This window comes from Candidatus Melainabacteria bacterium (assembly GCA_016193285.1).
GTDB lineage: Bacteria > Cyanobacteriota > Vampirovibrionia > 2-02-FULL-35-15 > 2-02-FULL-35-15 > JACPSL01.
This window is the reverse complement of record JACPSL010000039.1, coordinates 1-26,067: the sequence shown is the minus strand read 5'-3', so window position 1 is coordinate 26,067 and position 26,067 is coordinate 1. Positions and strand designations below refer to the sequence as shown.

Annotated in this window: 23 protein-coding genes and 1 rRNA gene; 15 read left to right on the top strand and 9 right to left on the bottom strand. The window is 30.7% G+C overall.

The features are described from left to right. Positions 1–252 precede the first annotated feature (252 nt). Together pnp and rpsO are read right to left on the bottom strand one after the other, a co-directional pair. On the bottom strand, positions 253–2,451 hold the full coding sequence (gene pnp, locus HYY52_09025; GenBank protein MBI2996828.1) for a polyribonucleotide nucleotidyltransferase: 2,199 nt from the start codon (positions 2,449–2,451) through the stop codon (positions 253–255). A 75-nt stretch (positions 2,452–2,526) separates the two neighbouring features. After that, positions 2,527–2,796: a 30S ribosomal protein S15 gene (gene rpsO, locus HYY52_09020; GenBank protein ID MBI2996827.1), complete on the bottom strand. Its 270-nt coding sequence runs from the start codon at positions 2,794–2,796 to the stop codon at positions 2,527–2,529. A gap of 464 nt (positions 2,797–3,260) precedes the next feature. On the opposite strand from rpsO, the gene HYY52_09015 reads away from it, so the two are divergent. Both HYY52_09015 and HYY52_09010 read left to right on the top strand, forming a co-directional pair. After that, a 16S ribosomal RNA gene (locus tag HYY52_09015) occupies positions 3,261–4,750 on the top strand. A gap of 425 nt (positions 4,751–5,175) precedes the next feature. Continuing rightward, positions 5,176–6,342: an ATP-binding protein gene (locus tag HYY52_09010; protein ID MBI2996826.1), complete on the top strand. Its 1,167-nt coding sequence runs from the start codon at positions 5,176–5,178 to the stop codon at positions 6,340–6,342. Positions 6,343–6,497: 155 nt separating this feature from the next. Here the strand turns inward: HYY52_09010 and HYY52_09005 are convergent, their stop codons facing one another. After that, on the bottom strand, positions 6,498–6,698 hold the full coding sequence (locus HYY52_09005) for a hypothetical protein (GenBank protein MBI2996825.1): 201 nt from the start codon (positions 6,696–6,698) through the stop codon (positions 6,498–6,500). 91 nt (positions 6,699–6,789) lie between these two features. Here HYY52_09005 and HYY52_09000 point away from each other — a divergent pair, with 91 nt between their 5' ends. Continuing rightward, a complete protein-coding gene (locus HYY52_09000; protein ID MBI2996824.1) occupies positions 6,790–8,097 on the top strand; it encodes a hypothetical protein in 1,308 nt (435 codons plus the stop codon). Between the two features lie 188 nt (positions 8,098–8,285). Here the strand turns inward: HYY52_09000 and HYY52_08995 are convergent, their stop codons facing one another. From HYY52_08995 to HYY52_08985, 3 genes are read right to left on the bottom strand one after another with little or no spacing between them, the layout of a single operon-like run. Next, positions 8,286–9,092 carry a hypothetical protein gene (locus HYY52_08995; GenBank protein ID MBI2996823.1) on the bottom strand — a complete coding sequence of 269 codons (807 nt, stop codon included), beginning with the start codon at positions 9,090–9,092 and terminating at the stop codon, positions 8,286–8,288. A 49-nt stretch (positions 9,093–9,141) separates the two neighbouring features. Next, on the bottom strand, positions 9,142–9,888 hold the full coding sequence (locus tag HYY52_08990) for a rhomboid family intramembrane serine protease (GenBank protein ID MBI2996822.1): 747 nt from the start codon (positions 9,886–9,888) through the stop codon (positions 9,142–9,144). Positions 9,889–9,910: 22 nt separating this feature from the next. Then, on the bottom strand, positions 9,911–12,010 hold the full coding sequence (locus HYY52_08985; protein ID MBI2996821.1) for a glycine--tRNA ligase subunit beta: 2,100 nt from the start codon (positions 12,008–12,010) through the stop codon (positions 9,911–9,913). Positions 12,011–12,103: 93 nt separating this feature from the next. Here HYY52_08985 and rpmF point away from each other — a divergent pair, with 93 nt between their 5' ends. From rpmF to HYY52_08940, 9 genes are all read left to right on the top strand, one after another. Further along, the gene (gene rpmF / locus HYY52_08980; protein ID MBI2996820.1) at positions 12,104–12,301 is read left to right on the top strand and encodes a 50S ribosomal protein L32; all 198 of its coding nucleotides are present in this window, start codon (positions 12,104–12,106) and stop codon (positions 12,299–12,301) included. A 14-nt stretch (positions 12,302–12,315) separates the two neighbouring features. Then, positions 12,316–13,323 (top strand): phosphate acyltransferase PlsX, encoded by a 1,008-nt coding sequence (plsX, locus tag HYY52_08975; protein MBI2996819.1) that lies wholly within the window; start codon positions 12,316–12,318, stop codon positions 13,321–13,323. Positions 13,324–13,337: 14 nt separating this feature from the next. Beyond that, positions 13,338–14,336 carry a ketoacyl-ACP synthase III gene (locus HYY52_08970; GenBank protein ID MBI2996818.1) on the top strand — a complete coding sequence of 333 codons (999 nt, stop codon included), beginning with the start codon at positions 13,338–13,340 and terminating at the stop codon, positions 14,334–14,336. 1 nt (position 14,337) lies between these two features. After that, positions 14,338–14,625, top strand: a complete 288-nt coding sequence (locus HYY52_08965; protein MBI2996817.1) for a hypothetical protein — start codon at positions 14,338–14,340, stop codon at positions 14,623–14,625. A gap of 25 nt (positions 14,626–14,650) precedes the next feature. Continuing rightward, entirely contained in the window at positions 14,651–15,967 is a 1,317-nt protein-coding gene (gene tig / locus HYY52_08960; GenBank protein MBI2996816.1) for a trigger factor, read from the top strand. A 59-nt stretch (positions 15,968–16,026) separates the two neighbouring features. Further along, positions 16,027–16,647, top strand: coding sequence for an ATP-dependent Clp endopeptidase proteolytic subunit ClpP (gene clpP, locus HYY52_08955; GenBank protein MBI2996815.1), 621 nt, complete (start codon positions 16,027–16,029; stop codon positions 16,645–16,647). A gap of 96 nt (positions 16,648–16,743) precedes the next feature. Further along, positions 16,744–18,048: an ATP-dependent Clp protease ATP-binding subunit ClpX gene (clpX, locus tag HYY52_08950; GenBank protein ID MBI2996814.1), complete on the top strand. Its 1,305-nt coding sequence runs from the start codon at positions 16,744–16,746 to the stop codon at positions 18,046–18,048. A 24-nt stretch (positions 18,049–18,072) separates the two neighbouring features. Then, positions 18,073–19,176, top strand: coding sequence for an alanine dehydrogenase (ald, locus tag HYY52_08945; GenBank protein ID MBI2996813.1), 1,104 nt, complete (start codon positions 18,073–18,075; stop codon positions 19,174–19,176). 3 nt (positions 19,177–19,179) lie between these two features. Continuing rightward, a complete protein-coding gene (locus HYY52_08940) occupies positions 19,180–20,127 on the top strand; it encodes a hypothetical protein (protein ID MBI2996812.1) in 948 nt (315 codons plus the stop codon). Here the strand turns inward: HYY52_08940 and lpxK are convergent. Genes lpxK through folD form a run of 3 tightly spaced genes read right to left on the bottom strand, consistent with a single transcriptional unit; the run spans position 20,124 to position 23,258 of the window. Continuing rightward, positions 20,124–21,251, bottom strand: coding sequence for a tetraacyldisaccharide 4'-kinase (gene lpxK / locus HYY52_08935; protein MBI2996811.1), 1,128 nt, complete (start codon positions 21,249–21,251; stop codon positions 20,124–20,126). The genes HYY52_08940 and lpxK overlap by 4 nt on opposite strands. Beyond that, positions 21,202–22,380, bottom strand: coding sequence for a hypothetical protein (locus tag HYY52_08930; protein ID MBI2996810.1), 1,179 nt, complete (start codon positions 22,378–22,380; stop codon positions 21,202–21,204). Before HYY52_08930 ends, lpxK begins: the two co-directional genes overlap by 50 nt. Then, the gene (folD, locus tag HYY52_08925) at positions 22,377–23,258 is read right to left on the bottom strand and encodes a bifunctional methylenetetrahydrofolate dehydrogenase/methenyltetrahydrofolate cyclohydrolase FolD (GenBank protein MBI2996809.1); all 882 of its coding nucleotides are present in this window, start codon (positions 23,256–23,258) and stop codon (positions 22,377–22,379) included. Before folD ends, HYY52_08930 begins: the two co-directional genes overlap by 4 nt. Here folD and HYY52_08920 point away from each other — a divergent pair. From HYY52_08920 to HYY52_08910, 3 genes are all read left to right on the top strand, one after another. After that, the gene (locus HYY52_08920) at positions 23,257–24,186 is read left to right on the top strand and encodes an LD-carboxypeptidase (GenBank protein ID MBI2996808.1); all 930 of its coding nucleotides are present in this window, start codon (positions 23,257–23,259) and stop codon (positions 24,184–24,186) included. The two genes, folD and HYY52_08920, sit on opposite strands and share 2 nt — an antisense overlap. Positions 24,187–24,209: 23 nt before the next feature. Next, positions 24,210–25,088 (top strand): diaminopimelate epimerase, encoded by an 879-nt coding sequence (locus tag HYY52_08915; GenBank protein ID MBI2996807.1) that lies wholly within the window; start codon positions 24,210–24,212, stop codon positions 25,086–25,088. A gap of 118 nt (positions 25,089–25,206) precedes the next feature. Further along, positions 25,207–25,887, top strand: coding sequence for a cell division protein FtsQ (locus tag HYY52_08910; protein MBI2996806.1), 681 nt, complete (start codon positions 25,207–25,209; stop codon positions 25,885–25,887). The last annotated feature ends 180 nt before the right edge of the window (positions 25,888–26,067 follow it).

Here is a 26,067-nt window from a genome sequence, read left to right as displayed (position 1 = left end):
CATTTCTAAAGTTTGAAATTAACAGGCTTAAAAGAGGGATTTCCTTTAACGAGCAGAAACTTCTACCAGTACGTAATGAGATTAGGCTGTCAACCTGGCGTCCTGCCTTCACTTGGGTTTAATTTAAACCGTAAGTCCTATGGCCTACAGAAAAATCTATTTTTCAGACCTAAAATGCTTTATTTGATCCCAATTCTGCATTCTACGAAAAAAATTAATTGTTAAGTTTTAAACTTGCGAGAATAAAGGGATTTACCCTGACAAAACTCTCTCAGCTTCTTCTTTTGTAATACCTCTCATTGTTAAACTAATTCTATTTTTCTCATCAATTTCACGAACCCTTACTACTACTATGTCCCCAGGCTTAACAATATCTTCAACTTTTTCTGTACGCTTATCTTGAAGTTGTGAAATATGTACCATGCCTTCTTTGCTTGGAAGGATTTCTACAAAAGCTCCTATTTGTGCAGTTCTCATTACTTTTCCTAGGTATACAGCTCCTGGTTGTATTTTTTCTATTAAACCTTGAATCCATTTTTTTGCTTTAAATGCTTTGTCATTATCAATGGATGCAATTAATACTGTTCCATCATCTTCAATATCAATTTTTGCTTCTGTCTCTTCTGTAATTCTTCTAATCATTTTTCCACCAGGTCCAATGATGGTACTAATATCAGAAATATCTACTTTCATTGTAAATATTCTGGGTGCCCACTTTGAAAGTTCTTGTCTTGGTTTTGGAATTGCTTCAAGCATTTTTTCAAGAATAAAAAGTCTTGCAGCTCTTGCTTGTTCAAGAGCAATTTTCATTATTTCTAAAGTTATTCCTTGGATTTTAATATCCATTTGAAGTGCTGAGATTCCTTTTTTAGAACCACAAACTTTAAAATCCATATCTCCAAGGAAATCTTCTAACCCTTGAATGTCTGTAAGAATTGCAAACTTTTCTTTTTCTTTTATAAGCCCCATTGCAATTCCTGCAATAGGAGCTTTAATAGGTACTCCTGCATCCATAAGTGCAAGTGTACTTCCACATGTGCTTGCCATGCTTGTAGAACCATTTGATTCTAAAACTTCTGATACTACTCTAATTGTGTAAGGGAATTGTTCTTTTTCGGGCAAAACAGGAACAAGTGCACGTTCTGCAAGTGCTCCATGTCCAATTTCCCTACGTCCTGGTGTTCTGCTTGGCTTAACTTCTCCTACAGAGTATCCAGGAAAGTTATAGTGGTGCATATATTTTTTTTCTGTCTGTGGATCTGTAGAATCTATTCTTTGAGCATCACTACTTGTACCTAAAGTACATGTTGATAAGACTTGTGTGTTTCCCCTTGTAAATAATCCTGTGCCATGAGCTCTTGGTACAATACCAACTTCACAACTAATTTGCCTTATTTCATTACATTTTCTTCCATCTGCTCTTTTACCTTCCTCGAGAATCTGTTTTTTCATTAGTTCTTCTTCAAGAGATTTTAATTCATTGTTAATTGGTTTTGGATTTTCAAGTAATTCTTTTAAAGGATGATTCTCTTTAAGGGCTTTAATTGCTTTAATTATTTTTTCTTTTGCGTCTTTAATAAACTTGCTTCTTATTCCCTTATCTTTGACATTGTCCATTGATTTAGTTAAAAGTTCTTTTGCATTTTCTTCTACTAGTTTAATTAATTCTTTGTTTGGTTCAGGAGGTGTAAACTCTCTTTTTTTAACACCCAATGAATTTGCAAATTGATTTTGAGATTCTACTTGTTGTTTTATGATTGGCCCAGCAAATGCAAGGGCATTTAAAATGACATCTTCTGGTACTAAATCTGCACCAGCTTCAACCATAAGAATTGAATCACTTGTTCCAGCAACTACAAGATCTAATTCACTTTTTTCAATTTCTTCATAAGTAGGATTAGCAACAAATTTGTTGTGTATCATTCCAACTCTTATGATACCAATTGGGCCATAAAAGGGTATGTTTGAAATTGATAATGCAAAAGATGCACCAATAATTGCAAGAATATCTGGTGGATTAATTTGATCAACACTTAAAGTAGTTGCTACGATTTGAACATCATTAAAAAAATTTTCAGGAAACAATGGTCTTAAAGGCCTGTCCATGAGTCTTGCAGTTAAAGTAGATTTTTCAACTGGTTTCCCTTCTCTTCTGTTATAGCTACCTGGTATTTTACCGACTGAACAGGTTCTTTCTTCAAAATCACATAATAAAGGAAAAAAATCAATGTCTTCTCTTGGTTCTTCTGAGCATGTTGCAGTTACCAATAAAACAGTATCACCGCACTTAATTGTTACTGAGCCATTACAAGATCTTGCTAACTTACCTGTTTCGATAACAATATCTTTCCCGCCAATATTTACTGTTGTTTCTTTTGTGTTATTGTTTTTTGTTGTTTCTTTTATTGTATTTTTTGTATCTAAATTTTCAGTGCTTTTTACAGTGTTCATAATTTCTATTTCCTATAACTAAAATTTTCATGCTTTTACCAGCACAAGGGTTAAGTTTATGGCAGGTGCATAAAATTAATTACGAATTGTTAGGTGATCTACAATTCTTCTATAACTCTCAATATCAATCTTCTGTAAATAGTTCAAGTGCCTTCTTCTTTTACTTACTAGCATTAATAAACCACGTTGACTTTGATAATCCTTTGGGTTCGTAGTTAGGTGGTTTGTTAAGTTATTAATCTTTTCTGAAAGAATAGGTATTTGAACTTGAGAAGAGCCAGTGTCTTTTTTATGGTTCTGGTATTGGTTAATTAACTCCTTTTTCTTTTCTTTTGTTATTGCCATGTATTTTAACCTTTGTGTTCTTTAATAATTTACCATGATTTTTTACATTTTTAACATGTAATTTATAATTTTCCTAGAATTTAAGTAATTTATTGAGTTATCAATACTGTTTTTGCTTACTGCCTTCCTTGCTCATTCCTCGTTTGTCAGGCTTTGTAAAGTGCTCTCGGTATACTATACCTAACATAATTCAGATTTTACCGAATAAATCGGATAAAATCTTACTGTACAAACAGATTGCTCTAAAATATTATGTTAGCTAGGCAGTAACAACTTTTTATTAATTTGATAATAATCATACCGCCTGTTATTATTAACGGTTGCCATAAAATTTCTGGCTTTTGAATCCTGAAAAAAATTTAACGACAAAACTTTTTAAATATATTTGGGTAGATAAAGATAAAAACTTTTCTCTACCAAAATGTAAGCCTGTCAAAAATTTGGGTAAAAAAATTAAACGAGCCATGGAGAGTTTGATCCTGGCTCAGGACGAACGCTGGCGGCATGCTTCATACATGCAAGTCGAACGCTCGCAAGAGAGTGGCGGATGGGTGAGTAACGCGTAGGAATCTGCCTTGGAGTGAGGGATAACCTGAGGAAACTTAGGCTAATACCACATATTGCCGAGAGGTGAAAAATTTATTGCTCCAAGATGAGCCTGCGTATGATTAGCTAGTTGGTAGGGTAAAGGCCTACCAAGGCGACGATCATTAGCTGGTCTGAGAGGATGACCAGCCACAATGGAACTGAGACACGGTCCATACTTCTACGGAAGGCAGCAGTAGGGAATTTTGCGCAATGGGCGAAAGCCTGACGCAGCAATGCCGCGTGTAGGAAGAAGCACCTTGGTGTGTAAACTACTGTCAGTGGGGAAAAACAAAATGATTGTACCCGCAGAGGAAGCATCGGCTAACTACGTGCCAGCAGCCGCGGTAAGACGTAGGATGCAAGCGTTGTCCGGAATTATTGGGCGTAAAGAGTTCGTAGGTGGTAATTCAAGTCTAATGTGAAATCATAGAGCTTAACTCTATTTGTGCGTTAGATACTGAATTACTAGAGTTAGGTAGGGGTCAGAAGAATTCCTGGTGTAGCGGTGAAATGCGTAGATATCAGGAGGAACACCTGTGGCGAAAGCGTCTGACTGGGCCTATACTGACACTGAGGAACGAGAGCTAGGGGAGCGAAAGGGATTAGATACCCCTGTAGTCCTAGCTGTAAACGATGGATACTAGTTGTTGCAGGTATCGACCCCCGCAGTGACGAAGTTAACGCATTAAGTATCCCGCCTGGGGAGTACGTTCGCAAGAATGAAACTCAAAGGAATTGACGGGGACCCGCACAAGCGGTGGAACATGTGGTTCAATTCGATGCAACGCGAAGAACCTTACCTGGCCTTGACATGCCTAGAACCTGGTAGAGATATCGGGGTGCCTTCGGGAGCTAGGACACAGGTGCTGCATGGTTGTCGTCAGCTCGTGTCGTGAGATGTTGGGTTAAGTCCCGCAACGAGCGCAACCCTTGTTGTTAGTTGCCACTAAGTAGTAATACTTGAGCACTCTGACAAGACTGCCCCGGTTAACGGGGAGGAAGGTGGGGACGACGTCAAATCATCATGGCCCTTACGGCCAGGGCTACACACGTGTTACAATGGGCGTTACAACGGGCAGCAACTAAGCAATTAGAAGCGAATCCCTTAAAAGCGCTCTCAGTTCAGATCGTAGGCTGCAACTTGCCTACGTGAAGTTGGAATCGCTAGTAAATGCAGATCAGCACGCTGCATTGAATACGTTCCCGGGTCTTGTACACACCGCCCGTCACACCATGGAAGCTGGTAACGCCCGAAGTCGATATTTCAACCGTAAGGAGAAAATCGCCCAAGGCAGTGCCGGTGACTGGGGTGAAGTCGTAACAAGGTAGCCGTACCGGAAGGTGTGGCTGGATCACCTCCTTTCTAAGGAGAAACTATAAAGTTGATAATTGAAAATTATCAACTTTTAGCAGGTCGTTCTAGTAGAAGTTAATAAGCTTACTCAATTCTTATTAATGGATAGAGACAGGCTGCATTTTGGTAGAGAGAAGTTTTGTAGTAGAGGCGAGGTTACCTCGCCTCTTTTTTTTTTGTTATTTTAAGAAACATTTTTTTGTAGACCTACACATACTACATGTAATCGAGATCTAAGGAGGTAGTTATGTGTTGTCATACAGCAGTTCCAGTTGCATTAGTAGGTTTTCTTTTTATTACAGCATACATATGGTGGCTCAATAGCAAGCTTGAGGAAATTTTAAAAGAAATAAAGAAAAAATAATCAAGGACAAATTAAAAAATATTGTAAGAGCTTTATAATATCATGATAAAATGAAGTAGTAGTTTATAATATCATGATTAAAAGAGAACTAAATTTACCAAAGAAGCTAGATGAAACATATTTTTTATGGGGGCCAAGACAAGTTGGAAAAAGTTCTTTATTAAAAGTTGTTTATCCAAATGCTGAATATGTAAACCTACTAGATACAGATGAGTTTATTAAATACAGCGAGAAACCTTATTTATTAAGGCAGGAACTATTAGCTAAAAATAAAAGTGGTACATTTGTAATAATTGATGAAATTCAAAAAGTATCTCTTTTACTTGATGAAGTTCATAATCTTATTGAAAATCATAACTATAAATTTGCACTGTGTGGATCAAGTGCAAGAAAGGTAAGAAAATCAGGTGTTAATCTTTTAGGGGGAAGAGCAATAAGTTATGAATTATATGGATTTAGTGCTTGTGAATTAAAAGAGCAATTTAATCTAAAAAGAATAATTAATCATGGATACCTACCACGACATTATTTGTCAAATAATCCTACGAAATTAATTAATTCATATATAAACAATTATTTAAAAGAAGAAATTAAAGAAGAAGGTTTAGTTAGAAAGATTCCTTCATTTTCTGAATTTTTATTTAATGCAGCACTTTCAGATACCGAGCTTGTTAACTTTGCAAATATTTCAAGAGAATGTAGTGTATCATTGCCTGCAGTAAAAGAATATTTCCAAATATTAGTTGACACACTTTTAGGAAAGTTTTTGCCATCGTATAGGAAAAGACCAAAAAGGAGAGTTATACAAGCTCCAAAGTTTTACTTTTTTGATGTTGGAATAGTAAATTTTTTAACAAAAAGAAATAATTTAGAACCTGGTTCTGAACTTTTTGGAAAAGCATTTGAGAACTGGATTTTTCATGAATTCAATTCTTATAATTCATACAGAGAAAAATATTTAGATTTTAGTTATTGGCGGCTTGCTAGCGGTATAGAAGTAGACTTTATAGTAAATGACATGGAATATGCAATTGAAGTGAAAGCAAAAAGTAAAATTACTGATAATGACTTAAAAGGGCTTCGTGAAGTTATTAAAGATCATAAAAATATTAAACAAAGATATGTAATTTCACTGGAAGAAAAAGACAGATTACTAGGTGATGAAATCTTGATTCTTTCATATCAGTCTTTTATAAAGAAACTTTGGGGTGGCGAATTGTTTTCCCATGCTAGAAACTAAAAAGAAACAGTAATTTCAATTTTAGTTCAATCTTCATTTTTCTTTACTAATATTCCAGGGATTATTGATATCAAGCTCCTCTGAAGCAGCTATTGCAGAATGCAAAAATATGCTTGGAAGTATTAAAACTACAAATAGAAATATTACAAAAATTATTAACTTGCTTGTTGTTTTCTTAAATTGGCAAAGAATGATTTTAGATCTTTAGCAAGCTTTATATTTCCCATCTCTTTTTCAAACTGCTCTGCTTTTTTATGAAAATACTTTAACTGTTCATCGGTAGACATATGTTTAATTTCATCATATATTTTATGACGTATCTTGTGTATTTGTCTCATTGGTTCAGATTCACTCATGGTCTTACTCAGTAATTATTTATGAACAAATATAAAGGAATAAATTAAGACAGACTGGCCAAATTGAAAGATTTTTAGTATTTATTAATATGTGAGTATAAAAAACAAATTAGGCTTTCAGGCTTTACTTAATACCCTTCAAGTAACAGTAGGAAATATTACTGATATCAGACAAAAATCTAAGATTGACTATAGTATGTGGGATATTGTAGGAAGTACATTTGCAATGATGTTTTTTCAAGACCCATCAATGTTACAGTTTCAAGAAAGAATGAAAGAAAAAACAAATATTTGTAATCTTGAAACAATGGTTAAAGTAAAAAATGTTCCAAAAGAAAAAACAATACGCTTTAACTTAAATGAAATAGATTCTTCTGTTTTTTCGACTTCATTTAAAACTATCTTTAGCAATTTAGATTCTACTGGAGAACTTGAAAAGTTTAAGTTTATGGATAAATATATTTGTGCGATTGATGCTTCTGAATACTTTAGTTCTAAAAATGTCTTCTGTAAACATTGTTTAAAAAATCATCATACAAATGACACAACAACATATTCCCACCAAGTATTAGTTCCATTAATAGTACACCCTGGGAAAAAACAGGTTTTACCTCTTATGCCTGAAGAAATTAAGAATGGAGATGGTGATAGAAAACAGGATTGTGAAATTAATGCAGCAAAAAGACTTGTACCAAAAATAAAAGGAGATTTTCCTGACTTACCTCTAGTCTTTACTGGCGATGCATTGTATACAAAACAAAGTTTTATTGAACTTTTGAAAGAAAACAACTATAGCTTTATCTTAACTGCTAAAGAAGGAAATAATAAAACTCTTTTTGAACAAATTAAAAATACTACAAATATTCAAAATAAAGAAGTTATTACAAAAGATAAAAAGTATGAGTATGAATGGGTTGATAATTTAGACTTAAATCTTAGTGAAAAAACAATCAAAGTAAATTACTTTGCATTTAAAATTATTGATATTAAATCAGGTAAGGTGACTTATAAAAGTTCTTGGATAACAGATTTAAAAATAGATGAATATAATATTGAAGCTTCAGTAAAAGCAGGAAGAAGTAGATGGAAGATTGAAAATGAATGTTTTAATATTTTAAAAAATAATGGATATGAGATGGAGCATAGTTATGGGCATGGAATAGAAAACCTATCGTTTAATTTTTTTATACTAACTTTACTATCACTTTTATTTCATCAGATTCATACTCTTGTGGATGAAATATATCAAAAAGCAAGAGTGAAATATGGTAGTCTACAAAGATTTTGGAATGAATTAAAGAGTGTAATAAGAATAGTACTATTCAAATCGTGGGACCAATTACTAATATTTATGTTAAAACCTCCACCACTAATACCAGTCGAAGTTTTAATGGCATAACAATAAAAAATCACTCACTTAAGTCTTCTTGGTATAGCAAGTCATTACCTTAGAACGTAAAAAAGTTAATTTATTATTAAAAACTATTTACTTATTTGTATTTGAAGATAAAAAACTATACTTTGATTCGCTGTTTATTGCTTGATTATCATGCAAAATATATTAATTTAAAGACTCAGGAAGAATTACTACCAGTTAGGACATGCTGTCGTTCTTTGTATTGATGCCTCTGCTTCTGCCTTTGTGCATGGCTTATCATTAAGTGCTGGCTTACAGTCTTCTTTTTTACAACCTCCTTTTACATCTGATAATTGAGATACATACTTCCAGGCTGTATTAATATTTAGAATCTTAGCACGGGTTATGCTTATACAACTACAAGTGTAAACACACTTTTTAGCTTTTGGTGGAGTAATACATGGAAACCACTGTTCCTGTGCAAGTTTTTCTTTTAATTCTTGTTGTGTTGTCCATGAACTACAATATAGTGGATTTGGCAATAGTCCATTACCACATATTTTTCCATCAGGGCAGGTATCTGAGTATTTATTCCATGCCATCTTATAGCCAGTAGTTTTCTCACACCTAAACTTACATAATCCATCAAATATACTTTCTGTATCCTCTGACACTGGAACCTCCTCTTCAAGTTCAGACTCATCATCATCATCTACAAAAGGTAGAGGACTTGCACATACATTTGGGGCATCATCGCTGTCAGAAAGATCACCATTACTGCCACCATCATTATTGCCATCACCATTGCTGTCAGAAAGATCACCATCACCGCTACCATCATTATTGCCATCACCATTGCCGTCAGCATTTGGATCATCATCAACAACAACATCTGGGTCACCGTTGCTAGTATCTACAGAGCCATCCTCATCCTGATCCTGTGCACAACTAAGATTAAAAGCTTCTTTGTAAAAAAAACTATATGCTGCAAATGTTGATATAATTAGTAACAAAGTAATGAAGTAATGCTTTTTCATGTTGTTTATAAAATTGATGTTCCCCCCCCTCAATTTTTTTTAAACTAGGTCATTTGATGGAGGAGGCCAAATCAATAGATATTTTAGTTAGCCAAAATAAAATTGTTGTAGTTAATAAAATCCCAGAAGATAATCTGTAAAAGTCAGGTTTCTTAGAGACAAGAATTTTTTGTAATTTTTCATCCTTCTCAATTTTATATTCTGGTGCAATAAACCAACTTGAAAATAATCCTGTAACAAGTCCGCCAAGATGTCCTGCATTGTCTATTTTTGGGAGTAGAAATCCAAGAAGCAAATTCAAAATTACTAATGTATACATTGATTTAAATTTTAAGTTTGCACCAGTTACTTTTTCTCTTTGCCTGAAGAAAAAAATTATTAAAGCTCCAATGATTCCAAATAATGCTCCTGATGCTCCTATTGAAATTCCTGGTGAAAATATGTAGCTTGCTAAACCAGCACCCCAACTGCTTAGAAAGTAAATAAGAAAAAATCGAGGTAAGCCATAAATAGATTCAACTTCTTTTCCAAAAATATAAATTGCTGTTATGTTTAAAAACAAATGAATTAAATTTCCATGTAAAAATGTACATGTTAAAAATCTCCAGTATTCACCATTTGTGATTCCTTCGTTCCATTTTGCACCAAGCATTATGATTGCTTTGTCGCTATAAAAAGCATTAAAAACAATCTCAATTATATACACAGAGAAAATGATACTAATTAAAAAATTTGTTAAATAAGATTTGTGCTTTGGTATTCTTGGATCATAAGTTACATAATCATTTTGTGGCATTAATATATATTTTTAGTTTATTTTAGTTTCTTTCTGTAATTTGATTAAAATCACAAATTCTTTCAAATAAATCTTTCCCCTTTTTTAATAATGCCTGCCTTGTTTGTTTTATTTTTGGATTAGGATCATTTACTAAAACTTTGTCAAAAAAAATGTTAATTGGTTCTATTAATGTAATTAACTCAGTAATATAATCATTGTAATTTTGATATTGTTTTTTTTCTAATTCATTAAATCTCTTTAACAAATCTCTTTCATAATCAGTTGTAAGATTATTTCTTTCAATATTTCCATTAGTATTTGCTTCTACAATTCTTACTAATCTTTTTGCAGCAATTAAAAAAGATTTATACGTATCGGTTTTTTCTATAACAAAAATTCTTTTTAATAAATCTATTTTTTCTTTAGCTGAGATTATGTCTTGTAGAGGATTTTTAACTGATATAACAGCAGTAATTAAATCTTGTTCATAGCTTAAGTTTTCCATTAAAGTTATAAATCTTTGAATAAAGAAATCTTTAATTAGTTTCTCTTTTAAATTTTTATTAGGAATATTGTTTATTGAAAAATTAATTAGATCATCTATGTTAATTCTTGACTTAAAGTTGTAAATATTGTCTATTATTGATTGAGCTTGTCTTCTTAATGCAAATGGATCTGCAGAAGATGTTGGTATCTTATTAATTGAAAACAAGCAAACAATGTTGTCTAATTTATCTGCAATACCAACAATAAATCCTGTTTTACTTTTTGGTATCTTGTCTCCAAGATATCTTGGATAATAATGTTCAGCTATTCCACAAGATATATTGTCGTTAAAATTATAAGCTTTAGCATATATAGAGCCGATTTCACCTTGGAGTTCAGGAAATTCAAAAACCAAGTGTGTGCTTAAATCTAACTTACATAATTCTGCAGTTTTAGTTACATCTTCTACTAGTAAATCTTTTTTAAAAGAATGGTCTAAAACTTGGTAAATGTATTTTGATAGTTCAATTATTCTTAATACTTTTTCTTGCATTGAACCAAGACCTTTATGAAAGGTAATTTTTGACAAAGCCTTTATTTTTTCTTCAAAAGTAAATGGTAATTTTAAATCTTCTTCAAAAAAGAATTTTGCATCATTAAGTCTTGCTCTAGCAACTTTTTCATTTCCTTTAATTATTTGTTCTTTTGTTTTTATATTTTCAATTTCTGTTCCATTTGTAATAACTATAAAATTTGGAAGTATGCTCTTTCTGGATTTATCATATAAGACAAAATATTTTTGATGCTTTTCAAGTACTGTTTCAATTACACAAAATGGTAGCAAGAGATATTGTTTATCAAATTTGCAAAGCAATATACCTGGATATTCAGTTAAATTAGTTACTGTTTTAAGTAAATCTGGATATTTTTCGGAGAGGGTTCCACTAGCATTCTGACTTTCTTTAATTAAAAGTAAATTTATATGATTTTTTCTTTCCTCAAAATCAGCAACAACTTTATTTTCTCTAAGTGTTTCTAAATATTTACTTGGCAGTTTAATTTCAATTTTTTTACCTGAAAGAAATTTATGTCCATAAGTATGATTTGAACTTTCAATGCCAGAGTAAGAGAATTTAATTATTTCTTTGTCTAATATTGCTAATATCCATCTTACTGGTCTTGAAAATTTTTCATTATAATTACTCCATCTCATAAACTTATCACCTGTTGTTTCAATAAGTGAGTCAGCTAGAACTTTAGCTAAGATGTCTTTTGTCTTTTGTCCTCCTGTTTTTACAACAGCAAAAATATATTCTGTGTTGTTAATTTTTTTTAGTATTAGGTTTTTTGGTTCAATATTATTTTTTTTTGCAAAACCAATTGCTGCTTGTGTAGGACTTCCATCTTTATCAAATGCTTTTTCTTTATCAGGACCTTTTACTTCTATAGTTTTAATTTCTTGATTTTCAGGAAGGTTCATTATGTAAATTGTTATTCTTCTTGGAGTAAAAAAAGTTTTAAATTGTTCTTCGCTTGTGGAATAATAACTTTGAATTAGTTTGCTTTTTATATTTTCTTTAATTTGATTTGTAAGGTTAATAATTGAGCCTGGAGGTAATTCTTCAGTTCCAATTTCAAATAACAAGTCTGGCATATTTGTATTTCGTTACCTTTTGATACTTGTATTATTTACCTTTATGTTGTTAAAATAACTAGGCTAGTTAAATAATAATACAAAATATTCCCTATGGCATGTCCTAAAAAGAAAACATCACACAGGAAACAAGCTCAAAGAAGGGCTAAGTGGTTTGCATTTAAACCACAAGTTAGCATTTGCTCAAATTGTGGTGAGCCAAATATTTCTCACATAGCATGTACTTCATGTGGATATTATAATGGCAGAGAGTATTTAAGAGCTTTACCAAGAAAGAAAAGAAAAGCTTGAGGTGTATATAAAAAATGACAACAATAGCAGTTGATGCTATGGGTGGAGACCATGCCCCTTTGGAAATAGTACATGGGGCAGTATTAGCAGCTAAAGAAGAAAATGTTGCAGTACAGTTAGTTGGTTTAGAAAATGTAATTAGAAATGAGTTAAAGAAGTATCCAACAAGTGAACTTCCAATTGAGATAATCTCAGCTGAAGAAGTAATTGATATGGGTGAGCTGCAGCCTGCAAGTGCTGTTAGAAAAAGGCCAAATTCTTCAATTGTAGTTGCTGTGAACCAGGTTGCAAATGGTAAGGCAGATGGTGTTGTTGCAGCAGGAAGTACAGGGGCATCAGCAAGTGCTGCCTTGTTTTGTTTGAAAAGAATTGAAGGAATTGAAAGGCCGTGTATTGCTGCAGTAATACCTACTAGGCAAAGACCAGTAATTCTTGTAGATGCAGGTGCAAATGTAGAAGCAACAAGTGAACAATTAAATCAAAATGCAATTATGGGTGTTGCACTTTCAAAAGCATTATTTAAATTAAATAGTCCAAGGGTTGCACTTTTAAATATTGGAGAAGAACCAGGCAAGGGAAATACTTTAGTAAAAGAAGCTTATCAGTTATTGATGAAGGCACCTGGAATAAATTTTATTGGAAATGTTGAAGGAAGAGATGTACCTGAAGGAGCATGTGATGTCTGTGTTTCTGATGGTTTTGTTGGAAATGTTTTTTTAAAAACAGCTGAAGGTATTGCAAAAATGGTTACTATGTTACTTAGGGAAGAACTAACACGTGATGCTAAAAGTAAATTAGGTGCACTTTTAGCTAAGGATAGTTTTTACAGGCTAAGAAAAAGAATTGACTATGCTGAATATGGTGGTGCTCAACTTTTAGGTGTTAAAGGTGTGTGTGTAATTGCTCATGGAAGTTCAAGACACATAGCAATCAAGAATGCAATTAGAGTAGCAAAAGAAGCAGCTGAAGCTAATGTTATGTCTATGATTGAATCAATGGTAAATAACTACGTTAATAAGTAGGATAAACTTAAACAATGCAAAAAAATTATGGAATTAAGTTTCTATCTTTAGGTGGTGCACTGCCATCTAAAGTAGTTAAAAACACAGATCTTGAAAAATTATTTGACACTTCAGATGAATGGATTTATACAAGAACTGGTATTAGAGAACGGAGAGTTGTTAGTGAAGGTGAAAGTAGCTTAACATTAAGTGTCAGTGCAGCTAGAGAAGCTTTAAAGAAGTCCAAGTTAGATCCTAAGGATTTAGATTTAATTATAGTTTCTACTACAACGCCAGATAATCTTTATCCTTCAACAAGTTGTTTGTTACAAGGAGAACTTGGTGCAGTAAATGCTGCTTGTTTTGATTTATCTGCAGCTTGTTCTGGATTTGTCTTTGGAATTGTAACAGCTGCACAATTTATTTATACTGGCGAATATAAAAATATACTTTTAGTTGGGGTAGACATTCATTCAAGATTTATTGATTGGAGTGAAAGGAGCGTTGCTATTTTATTTGGAGATGGTGCAGGTGCTGTCATAATGCAAAGTTGTTTAGCAAAAGATGATGAGCTTTTTGCTTATAAAATTTGTTCAAATGCTGATAAAGAATGTAATTTGCTTCTAGGTAATAAAAATGTTACATACACTAATTTTAAAAAACAAATTGAACCAAATTTTGTCAGAATGAATGGGAAAGCAATTTATCAATTTGCTATTAAAGTTGTACCTGATATTATAAGTAAATTATTAGATAAAATTAACTTAAGCGTTAGTCAAGTTGATTACCTAGTACTACATCAAGCAAACCAAAGAATAACTGATGCTGTAGCATCCAGATTAGAATTTAAAAGTTCTCAGGTTATATCAAATATTAAAAAGATTGGAAATACCTCAGGTGCAAGCATTCCACTTGCTATTCTTGAAGGAATATCTTTAAATCAAATTAAAATGCCATGTAAAGTACTTATTGTTGGTTTTGGAGCTGGTTTAACATGGGGAGCGTCACTTATTAAGTTAGACCTTTGTAAATAAAATGAAAAAAAATAATGATTGTAAAATTATATATTGGCTTATTATTTTTAGCCTTTTCATTATTCCAGTTACAAATGGTTTTTTTGTTAGTATTAGGAATTTAGTAAAGGGTTTAATTGCAAATTATGAGTATAAGTTACTTTTAAGCCAATTAAATAATGAAAACAAAGATTTACAAGATAAGATAAGATACTATAATTCAACACAAGGATTAAAAACTTTAATAAAGGATCGTTTAAATAAAGTAGAGGAAGGGGAATTATTAATTAAGTTTAATGAAAAGCATTAAATTAAAAACTAAATAAATTTTAAAAATGGACTTAAAAATTTTAAAAGCACAAAAGGGTGAAAATAATGAGCTAGAACTTTCTATAGAAGCTCCTGTAGAAGTATCAGAGAAGGCTTATGCTTTAGCTCTAAGAGAAATAACAAATGATATTGATGTCCCTGGTTTTAGAAAAGGGAAAGTACCTAAAGAGATTGTTGAAAAAAAAGTTGGCAAAGGTTATATAAGTCAAAAAGCATTTGAAGATATTTTCTTTGAAATATTAAACAATGTTTCTAGTAAAGAAAAATTAGATATAGTTGATGTTGTTGAAATTAAATCATTTGAATTATTACCAGAAAAACCTCTAACTTTTAGTGTTTTAGTTGAATTAAAACCAGAAGTTGAACTTTCTAAATACAAGGATTTAAAAATTAAACTTAAAAAATCAGTTTATGATAAAGAAAGTTTTATTAAAAAAACATTAGAAAAATTATCAAATAACCTTCTTAGTTTTAAAAAAGTTACAAACAGAACTCTTAAGGAGGGAGATTTAGTAAACATTGATTTTAAAGGGAAATTTGAAGATGGTTCCGAAGTACCTGGAGGCAGTGCAACTGATTTTCAGACCTTACTTGAAAAAGATAAATTCTTGCCTGAATTTGTGGACAAACTACAAGGACTAAAAACTGGGGAAGAAAAAGAAGTTGAAATAATTTTTCCTACAAACTATGCTCAGGAATTTTCTGGCAAAAAAGCACTTTTTAAAGTAAAAATTAACAGCATAGAAGAAAAAATAATTCCTGAGATTAATGATGAATTTGCAAAAAAAATTGGAATGGAAAATCTTGAAAAATTAAAAATAAATATTGAAAATCAAATGATAGAAATTCAAGAAGTAAATAACCAAAGAACATTTGAAAATAAATTAGTTGATTATCTCATTGAAAATTCCAAGTTTCATACTCCTCCAAGGATGATAGAACGAGAAGTTGATTACCTCTTAAATGATGTTAAAGTAGACTGTCAAAGAAAAAATATTAACTGGGGAGATTTTAAAAAGGATGAAAAAAATAAAGAGTTATTTGAGAAGGCTAAAGAAGCAGGAATTAAAAGGATTTCAGTAGATCTTGTATTAAGTGCACTTGTAAAAAAAGAAAATATTTTAATTACTAAAGAAGAAATTGACAGTGAGGTGCAAAAGAAAATCCAAGAACTTGGTGAAAAATATAAGTATTTAGAAGGAGATAAGAAATTTAGGCGTACTATTGAGTTAGTTGGGCTTAGAAATAAGGCAATAGATTTTTTAGTTAAAAATAATGAACCAATATGGGATAAAGAAGTTAATATAATTAAAGAAGAATAATAGAAAAGGAGAGTAAAGTGAATAAATTTAATAGCGAAAAATATTTAGTTTATAATTACATGCCTTATGTAATTGAACAAACACCAAGAGGTGAGAGGGGTTTTGATATTTTTTCAAGACTTTTAAGAGAACGAATTATTTTTTTAGGAGTTCCAATTGATGATAATGTTGCAAATATTATTGTGGCTCAGCTGTTACTTTTAGATTCTGAAGATCCTGAAAAAGACATAATGTTGTATATAAATTCCCCTGGTGGTTCAGTTACTGCTGGTCTAGCAATATACGATACTATTCAACATATTAGGTCTCAAATCTCAACAATTTGTCTTGGGCAAGCTTCAAGTATGGGTGCTTTTTTGTTATCAGCTGGAGCAAAAAATAAAAGATTATCTCTGCCACATGCACGGATATTAATACATCAGCCTTTAGGTGGTGCACAAGGGCAAGCAACTGATATTGAAATCCAGGCAAAAGAAATTCTAAGAATAAAAAAACAATTAAATGAATTAATGTCCTTACATACAGGCCAACCTGTTAAGCAAATTGAAAAAGATACCGATAGGGATTTTATAATGACTGCGCAAGAAGCAAAAGAATATGGAATTATTGATCAAGTAATTGTCAAGCTAAGTGATGTTAAAGATAAATCACCATCTTTAACTCCGTTAACCTCGGTATAACTTGTTCTTGAAATACTATTATTAATCTTTGGAATCATAATAAAAGTAGAAGAGTCATAAATATAAGATAAAAGGCAAGGAAAGAAAAATAAATAAATGTCAAGGCATGAAGATACAAGATTGAAATGTTCGTTTTGTGGCAAAAGCCAAGACCAAGTTAAAAAACTAATAGCTGGGCCAGGAGTTTATATTTGTGATGAGTGTGTTGATTTATGTAATGAAATATTAGACGAAGAATTATTTGATTCACAGGTACAAACTCAAGGGCAAGTAAAAGATCAATCTTTACCTTTAATTTCGAATATACCAAAGCCTGTAGAAATTAAGTCGTATTTAGATCAACATGTAATAGGCCAGGATTTAGCAAAGAGAATCCTTTCTGTAGCAGTTTATAACCACTATAAGAGAATAAATCATAACCTTGAAACAAAGAGTCCTGATTCAGTAGAAATCCAAAAGTCAAATATTTTATTAATTGGACCAACAGGGTGCGGCAAAACTTATTTAGCACAAACATTAGCAAAAATGTTAAATGTACCTTTTGCTGTAGCAGATGCAACTACCTTAACTGAAGCTGGTTATGTTGGTGAGGATGTTGAAAACATTTTACTTAGACTTTATCAAGCATCTGATTATGATGTTAAAAGAGCTGAGAGAGGCATTATTTATATTGATGAAATTGATAAGATTGCTAGAAAATCTGAAAATCCTTCAATAACAAGAGATGTTTCAGGTGAAGGTGTCCAGCAAGCTTTATTAAAGATGATTGAAGGTACAACAGCAAATGTACCACCACAAGGTGGTAGAAAACATCCACATCAAGAATTTATTCAAGTTGATACTTCAAATATTTTATTTATAGTTGGTGGGGCATTTGTTGGACTAGAGAGAATAATTGAACTTAGATTAAATAAGCTAAGAGGAATTGGATTTGGTGCAACTCCAATGACTCAACTTGAAAGAGATATAAGAGCTTCCCAGGAATTTAAATATTTAGTTCCTGATGACTTAATTAAATTTGGTTTAATACCAGAGTTTGTTGGAAGAGTTCCAGTAGTAGCAGCTTTAGAAGCATTAGATGAAAGTGCACTAAAGAGAATTTTAGTTGAACCTAAAAATGCAATAGTTAAACAATATCAACAATTATTAAAACTTGATGATGTGGAATTAACATTTGAACAAGAAGCAATACATACAATTGCAAAAGAAGCTATAAAACGAAAAATGGGAGCCAGAGGTTTAAGAAGTATAGTTGAAGAAATTATGACTGATATTATGTATGAAGCTCCATCAAAAACAGATATGAAGAAAGTTATTATTACAAAGAATATAGTTTTAAATCGAAGTAGTGCTGAGATTGTACCGTTGCGTTCGGAGAGCCGAAAAGGCGAAATTGCTTAGCTCTATGCTTTATAATGATTCTTAATGAAAATTGGTGTACCAAAAGAAATTTTGGATCAGGAATATAGGGTTGCATTAACTCCAGCAGGAGTATATGCTCTTGTAAGTCAGGGACATAAAGTATTTGTTGAACACAATGCAGGTTTAGGTAGCAGCATTAATGATGATGATTATGTAAATGCTGGAGCTAATATATTAAAATCTCCTGAAGAAATCTTTAATGTAGCAGAATTGATTTTAAAAGTTAAACAACCTCTTGAACATGAATGTAAACTTTTAAAACCTTCACAAATTCTTTTTACTTTTTTACATTTAGCTGCTGATAAAAAATTAGCCGTTGATTTATGTAAATCAAAAGCTACTTGTATAGCTTATGAAACAATTGAACTTCCTAATAAATCTTTACCGTTGCTTATTCCAATGAGTGAAATTGCAGGTAGGATGTCAGTTCAAATTGGAGCACACCATCTTGAAAAATATTTTAGTGGTAAAGGAATCCTTTTAGGTGGAGTACCTGGTGTAGAACCAGCTACAGTTGTAATTATTGGTGGCGGTACAGTAGGTATAAATGCTGCAAAAATGGCAGTTGGTTTAGGTGCAAAAGTTGCTATCCTTGATAATAATTTAAATCGGTTAAGAGAACTAGATGATTATTTTGGCGGGCGTTTACAAACAGTTTATTCAACCCAGCATAAAATAACAGAGCTTGTTCAAAAATCTGATTTAGTAATTACTGCTGTTTTAGTTACTGGTGCTAAAGCTCCAAAATTAATTACAAAAGAAATAATTTCAAAAATGAAAGCAGGTACTGTAATTGTAGATGTTGCTGTTGATCAAGGTGGCTGTGTTGAAGGCAGCATTCCAACAAAACATTCAGACCCTGTTATAAAAATACAAAATATAATTGTTTATTCTGTTCCTAATATTCCAGGTGCAGTATCAATAACAAGTACAAGTGCACTTACAAATGCAACATTGCCATATGTTCTAAAACTTGCAAATAGTGGCTTTAAAGCAATTGAAACTGATTCTTCCTTAGAAAAAGGAGTTAATGTTTATAAAGGTTCAGTGGTACATAAAGCAGTAGCTGAAGCATTAGATATGGAATATGCTTCTGTAAACAATTAATTTATGAAAAAAATAAATTTAATTATTGGAGATGATTTAAATTCTACAAATGAACATGTAAATAAATTATTAGCAGAAGCTACATTAGAAAAATATGAGTTAAATAACCTGGAAGATTTTGAAAAGTATCTATCAAGTGGTTTAAATTTATCATTGTTTCCTGAAAATACAATACAAGTAATATCCTTAAGTAATAAAGTTTTAAAGCATATAGAAAAGGAAGATAGTGGTTTTGTAAATTTAATTAAACGTATTTCTTTTTATAAACAGATAGTTATAGTATTAGCTTTTGACAAAAAGCAAATCGTTGATTCTAATTTTATTAATCAAATTAAACCCGTAGCTAATATTGTTGAATGCACTAAATTAAAATATTGGCAAACAGCTCAAATTAAGGAAAAAATCAAGCAAATAGGAAGTGAATTAAATTTAAAATTTGAAGAAAGTGCACTTACTCTTATCACTGATTACTATAAAGATAAATTAGACAATCTTCGATCAGACATCCAAAAATTACAACTTTATTTATTACCAGATAATAAGGTGAGTGAAAAAAATATTAAAGAATTATTTTCAGGAGTGTTTAATATTGAAGACTTATATAAATCTATAATTTTACATAAGGATAAAGAGATTTTTTCTTTATTAAACAACATAAAACAGGCACATCCTGTTTTATATATAATCGCATCTCTTCAAAACAAATTAAGACAAGCTTTAAAAATAAGAATATCATTAGATGAAAAATTAAATAAGAATCAGATTGCAAAAGTCTTAGGAATAAATTTATATAAATTAGAGAAGGAAATTGTTACATTAAAAAATATTTCAACAACATACTTAAAAAATATAGTTTCTAAATTAAGTGAAATTGAATACAAATTAAAAAGCGGAATAATAAATGACAGCCATGCTTTAGAGCTGTTTGTGCTTGGAAATTCTACAATTTAAATTTTATTTATCCACTTGTCTTTATTTACAAATAACTTCTCACAAGGGTTTAAAGTGTCCCATGTTATTTCAAGAATTGTAGACCAGAAAGTTAAAGGCACAGTTTCAGAAAGATCAAGGAGTTTTATAGCATCTTTTTCTGTAGTTATAATATTTTCAATATTTTTATTTCTTGCAATCTTTATTAATTCTTCTATATCTTGAATTGTGTAATTACAGTGATCAGGATATGTAATAAGATCAACTAAGTTTATTCCTTCTTTTTTTAAAATGTTCTCAAATGATTCTGGGTTAGCAATACCACAAATACCAATAAATTTAATTCCTTGAAGTTCTTTAACACTAAGAAATTTCTTTATATTTATACCTGTTAATTGCTTAATGTTATATTTCATGTGTAATATGGGTTTATCTTTTAAGTGTTTTTTTATTTTATCTAAGTTGGTTTGCTTAAAGTCTTCTCCATCTGAACCAGTGATTATAATTGCAGTTGCCCTATTAATTGAATCTGGCAATTCTCTTAATGTGCCAGCTGGAAATAAAGAATTATTTTTGAGGTCAACTAAGTCATTGAGTAACAAAATATTTTCATCTCTGTGTAACTTTATATGTTGAAATCCATCATCTAAGATTAATATTTTTGCTCCTAGTCTTATTGCTGAACGCCCGGCTTTAACTCTATCCTTACTAACAAGTACAATAGCTTTTGGTACTTTTTTTGCAATTAACAGTGGTTCATCACCACTAATTTCATAATTGTTAAATATTTCTTCACCATCACTGACGAGCACAATGCCACTTGAGTTATTGCTTACTAATTGTCTTTTGTAACCTCTTGATAAAACTGCAACTTTATAACCTAAGCTTATAAAATATTTAGCAATTTCAATTACAAGTGGTGTCTTTCCACTTCCACCGAGTGTAATATTTCCTATGCTTATAACTACAGCATCTAATTTACTAACTCTTAAAATATTTATCTTGTATGAAAATAATCTCAATTTATAAAGCAAAAAATAAATTAATGAAATGAAAATTAAAAATGGCTTTAAGAATATGTTTTTCTTATTATTTTTATAAATAAGAAAAAATTGTTTCTGAAGTTTTGTCCAGTACTTTAGCATTTTCTTTAATTATATTTAGTCCATTTTCTATTACTTTTTCTCTTAGGTGTTTATTTGACAAGGCTTCTTTTATAGCTTGAATTAATTCATCTTTGTTTTTAACTTGTACTATAGCGTTTTTATCTTTAAATTGTTTTGTTAATTCAGATATTTTAAAATCATTGGGTCCAATTATAGTATAAGATTTTGCTCTTATTGGTTCTATAATATTGTGTCCACCAATCCTTGCAAAAGTACCTCCTAGAATTGTTATGTGAGATTTTTTATAGAACTCTTGTAACTCTCCAATAGTGTTTAAAATTAAAATTTCTTTAGGAGATTTTAATTCTAAGTTGTCAGTTTTTAGTATTGGTATAAAATTATTTTGTTTAATTATGTTAATAATTCTGTTTATCCTGTCTATATGCCTCGGTGCAATTATTAATCTAATATCTGGAAAGTCTAAAAGTAATTTACTAAAGATCTCTATTGCTAATTCTTCCTCGCTATTGTGGGTACTTGCAAAAATTATATTTGTAATATTAGTTTTTAAATTATTGTTTGAACTAAAATCTGTAGATGCTAATGTGGCAAACTTTAAATTACAAAGAGAGATAATTTTTTTACTGTCTAATCCTAGATCTTTAAATCTAGTGGAGTCAGTATTAGATTGAGTTATAACTTTAGTAAATAAATTAATTATTTTCTTAAAGAAGAATTTAAAAAGTTTATAATTTTTAAATGACTTATTAGATAGCCTTGCATTGACTAGTATTATAGGGATATTTCTTCTATAACATTCTAATAATGTAAAAGGCCAAATTTCAGTTTCAGCAATAATTAATATTTTTACTTTTGCATGGTTTAGTAGTGAACTAATTATTTTTGGAATATCAAATGGAAAGTAAAAAATTAAAATATCTTTTTCTTTTGTTAGTTCTCTTGCAAGGTTATAACCTGCTTTGGTAGTACATGAAATCATTATTGGATAGGTTGTAGATTTTTCTTTTACTTTTAAAATCAATGGCCATACAGCATTTAACTCTCCAACAGATACAGCATGAAACCAGAGCCAGTTTTCTTTACTCTTCCAGGTATTAATTAAGCTAGTTGGCCAAAAACCTAATTTTTGCCAAAATCCTGTAATCATTGATGTTCACTTAATTTGTAAGCTTTAATTGTATTTTTCATTAGCATAGCAATTGTTAGTGGTCCTACTCCACCTGGTACAGGTGTTATTGCTTTACAAACTAATTTAACACTATTAAAATCAACATCTCCAATAATTTTAAAAGCACCATTTTCATTAATTCTGTTTATTCCAACATCTATGACTATTGCATCTTTTTTTATCCAGTTATTTTTTATAAGATTAGCTTTTCCAATTGCAGAAATTAAGATATCAGCAGTTTTAGAAATCTCTTCTATGTTTTTAGTTTTGCTATGTGTAATTGTTACAGTTGAATTTTCTATAAGGAGTAAAGCAGCAAGTGGCTTACCAACTAGTATTGATCTTCCTATTATTACTGAGTGCTTACCAACTAAGTTTATTGAATAGTATTTAAGAATTTCTATTATGCCTTGAGGAGTACATGGTTTTAAGCATTCTTGACCAGAAAAAAGTTTTCCTAAATTATAAGGATGTAAACCATCTACATCTTTTTTAGGATCAATTGTTTCTATTATTCTTTCAGATCTTATGTGTGCTGGTAAAGGTAGTTGTACTAGTATTCCATCAATCTTATTGTTATTATTTAATTGTATTATTTCACTTATTAATTCTTCTTCAGAAGTAGTAGCAGGAAGATTATGAACCTTAGAATAAATTCCTAATTCAGTGGAGACTTTTTCTTTGTTTTTTATGTATGTTAAACTTGCTGGGTTGTTGCCAATAATGACTACAGCAAGTCCAGGTACTCTTTTGTTTTTAGACTTTAATAAACTAATTTCATTTGATACAACTTTTAGAACTTCATCTGCAACTTGACGTCCATTTAAAATTAAGGGAGGTGAATCTGTTTTTATCATGAGTCTAATTTTTCCTAAGCCATTAATTAAGGGTGCAACTATTGGACTTATTTGTCCAGCTGGTGGCTTTGTAGATTATAAACCAATTGAGCTTGGAGTTAAATATTTAATCAAGTGTGGTTATAAAGTAAAACTAGGCAGGTCACTTCAAAGTTCAAGTAAAGCATATAAATACTTGTCTGGATTAAAAAAAAATAGACTAGATGATTTTATTAATTTTTGGTCTAGTAAAAATATTGATGCAATTTTTTGTTTAAGAGGTGGCTATGGATCATTGCAGTTATTAAATGAAATTGATTTTAATTTAATTAAAAAACATAAAAAAATACTTCTTGGGTTTAGTGATATTACTGTTTTGCTTCTTGCAATTTATGCAAAAACCAAGTTAGTAACTTTTCATGGACCCATGTTAGGTTATAAGTTCATTGATTCAAAATTAAACCCAAAAGATAAATCAACAAAGTACAATCTCTGGAAATTATTGACTAATCCATGTTTTAGTTTTAGTTATTCTATTAAATCTAGTTCAATTACAATCAATCATGGAAAAGCAGTTGGAAATCTGCTTGGTGGAAACTTGACTGATATTTGTTCTATGTTAGGGAGTAATTATTTGCCTGATTTTAAAGATTCAATTTTATTTTTAGAAGATTGTAATGAAGAGCCGTATAAAATAGACAGAATGCTAACTCAATTAGATAATGCAGGTATATTTAAAGTTTTAAAAGGTATTTTATTTTGTAGTTTTGAAAATTGTAATTTTAAAAGTAAGAAAGAACTTGCTAAGTTAGTAAACAATATAGTAGGTCGATATAAAATTCCAACAATTTGTGGTTTTCCTATAGGACATGGTTTAAAAAATTATATTGTTCCTATAGGTAAGAAAGTACTCTTAGACACTAAAAAAAGAATCCTTAAAGCTTTATAGAGATTTAAATGTAGAATTAACTTATGACTATATTTGTTTTACCTTTTGAAAAGATGCATGGTTTAGGAAATGATTTTATTATCTTAGAACGCAGGCATTTACCAAATGAAGTCAATGAATCTGAACTTGCAAAACATCTTTGTAATAGAAATTTTTCTATAGGTGCTGATGGAATAATAATTGTAGATTTTTTAGGTAGAGACATTCGGCCGGATGTCTCTACGGCGGATTTTGCATGGAATTATTATAATTCTGATGGTTCAGAAGCAGAAATGTGTGGCAATGGAATGCGTTGTTTTGCAAAATATGTTTTTGAACGTGGTTTTACGGATGAAAATACTTTTTCAGTCCTAACAAAGGCAGGAATTATAAAACCTGTTATTGAAGAAGACGGTACAGTAACTGTAAACATGGGTAAACCAACATTACCAAGTAAAACAAAAGAAGAGTTAGAGTTAGATGGAAAAGTTATAACTTATACCTATATAGAAATAGGAAATCCTCATTGTGTAATTTTTTTAGATAAAAAGATTGGTGATGAAAAATTTTTTAAACTTGGTCCTCAAATAGAACACAATAAGAATTTCCCAAAAGGTGTAAATGTAGAATTTGCCCATGTTTTAAAAAGAAACGAAATTGATTGTAGGATCTGGGAGCGTGGTTGTGGACCAACACTTGCATGTGGAACAGGAGCTTGTGCAACACTTGTTGCAGCTAATATAAATGATTTAGCTGATAATAGTGCCAAGATTTATTTGCCAGGAGGAGTTTTAAGAGTAAATTGGGATAAAGATTTAAATTGTGTTTATTTAAATGGTCCTTGTACATTTGTTTATAGTGGACAGTTAAATTTAGATCCTAAAAAAGTTTGTAGACAAGCCACAACTAAGTCTAAAGAGTAAGATGTATACCATTTCTTCTAGGAAAGATTTTTATAAGAAGCAGAGAAATATAATACGTATAATTTCTCTAGCAGTATTTATTTTTTTCTTTGTTTATGCTTTGTACCAGATATTATTATTGCCTTCAAAAAAACCTTTAGTTGTAGAAGTAGTTAAAAATAAAATTGTAGATGACATAGATAAAGTCTGTATTTGCCGTAAAGTTGAAGAACTTATACTAAACAAGAATTTTTTTTTAATATCTCCAAGACATCTTTCTCAAAAGTTATTAGAATCTATTCCTTTCTTACAAAAGGTTGTTGTTAGAAAATATCTAATTCCTGAATACAGATTAATTATTTATGTAAAAGAAAAACCCGTCTGGGCTACAAGTGGTGATTTTAAATTAATATCAGACGATGGAGAAGTAGGATCAAGTGACTGCTTAAATCTTTCATTGTTACCAAAAAAAATGATTACAGTATCTGGTAATAATATTTCTTCTTTAAAAAAAGATGAGCTTGTCTTAGTAAAAAAAATAGTTGAAGTTCTTCAAGAAAGATATAAACTTTTAATTAGTAGATTACTTATTGATGATGAAAATCAATTAGAGATTTATACTGAGTCAGGTTTTAAGATTAAAGCAGGCAAGATAAACCCAGATTTATTTGAAAAAATTTTAAAGCTAGAAAAAGTTTTAGATGAATTAAAACAGAGATCATATTTATTAGAATATATAGATTTAGGTTTAGAAAATATTTGGGTCTTTAAAGAGCAAGTTAAAAAAGATAATAAAATCAGGCTTTTTAAAAGAAATTAGAGGTTCTACAACAACCTCACAATTTTTAGGGTATTTTTAGGGTGTGTTAATTTTTCCGGGTAATAGGCCACAAAAACAAAGGTAATACAGTCTCCCTTTTTCAGGGGGAGATAAAAATGCAAGATAAAATACTGGAAACATATACAAAATATTTAGAGAAATCAAAGAAAAAACAAACTT

Coding starts and splice junctions, on each gene's coding strand:
- rpmF (MBI2996820.1), top strand. CDS start 12,104: ATGGCATGTCCTAAAAAGAAAACATCACACAGGAAACAAGCTCAAAGA.
- lpxK (MBI2996811.1), bottom strand. CDS start 21,251: ATGCTAAAGTACTGGACAAAACTTCAGAAACAATTTTTTCTTATTTAT.
- pnp (MBI2996828.1), bottom strand. CDS start 2,451: ATGAACACTGTAAAAAGCACTGAAAATTTAGATACAAAAAATACAATA.
- rpsO (MBI2996827.1), bottom strand. CDS start 2,796: ATGGCAATAACAAAAGAAAAGAAAAAGGAGTTAATTAACCAATACCAG.
- HYY52_08990 (MBI2996822.1), bottom strand. CDS start 9,888: ATGCCACAAAATGATTATGTAACTTATGATCCAAGAATACCAAAGCAC.
- plsX (MBI2996819.1), top strand. CDS start 12,316: ATGACAACAATAGCAGTTGATGCTATGGGTGGAGACCATGCCCCTTTG.
- HYY52_08970 (MBI2996818.1), top strand. CDS start 13,338: ATGCAAAAAAATTATGGAATTAAGTTTCTATCTTTAGGTGGTGCACTG.
- tig (MBI2996816.1), top strand. CDS start 14,651: ATGGACTTAAAAATTTTAAAAGCACAAAAGGGTGAAAATAATGAGCTA.
- clpX (MBI2996814.1), top strand. CDS start 16,744: ATGTCAAGGCATGAAGATACAAGATTGAAATGTTCGTTTTGTGGCAAA.
- HYY52_09005 (MBI2996825.1), bottom strand. CDS start 6,698: ATGAGTGAATCTGAACCAATGAGACAAATACACAAGATACGTCATAAA.
- HYY52_08985 (MBI2996821.1), bottom strand. CDS start 12,010: ATGCCAGACTTGTTATTTGAAATTGGAACTGAAGAATTACCTCCAGGC.
- HYY52_08930 (MBI2996810.1), bottom strand. CDS start 22,380: ATGATTACAGGATTTTGGCAAAAATTAGGTTTTTGGCCAACTAGCTTA.
- HYY52_08965 (MBI2996817.1), top strand. CDS start 14,338: ATGAAAAAAAATAATGATTGTAAAATTATATATTGGCTTATTATTTTT.
- HYY52_08995 (MBI2996823.1), bottom strand. CDS start 9,092: ATGAAAAAGCATTACTTCATTACTTTGTTACTAATTATATCAACATTT.
- ald (MBI2996813.1), top strand. CDS start 18,073: ATGAAAATTGGTGTACCAAAAGAAATTTTGGATCAGGAATATAGGGTT.
- HYY52_08915 (MBI2996807.1), top strand. CDS start 24,210: ATGACTATATTTGTTTTACCTTTTGAAAAGATGCATGGTTTAGGAAAT.
- clpP (MBI2996815.1), top strand. CDS start 16,027: ATGCCTTATGTAATTGAACAAACACCAAGAGGTGAGAGGGGTTTTGAT.
- HYY52_08940 (MBI2996812.1), top strand. CDS start 19,180: ATGAAAAAAATAAATTTAATTATTGGAGATGATTTAAATTCTACAAAT.
- HYY52_09010 (MBI2996826.1), top strand. CDS start 5,176: ATGATTAAAAGAGAACTAAATTTACCAAAGAAGCTAGATGAAACATAT.
- folD (MBI2996809.1), bottom strand. CDS start 23,258: ATGATAAAAACAGATTCACCTCCCTTAATTTTAAATGGACGTCAAGTT.
- HYY52_08920 (MBI2996808.1), top strand. CDS start 23,257: ATGAGTCTAATTTTTCCTAAGCCATTAATTAAGGGTGCAACTATTGGA.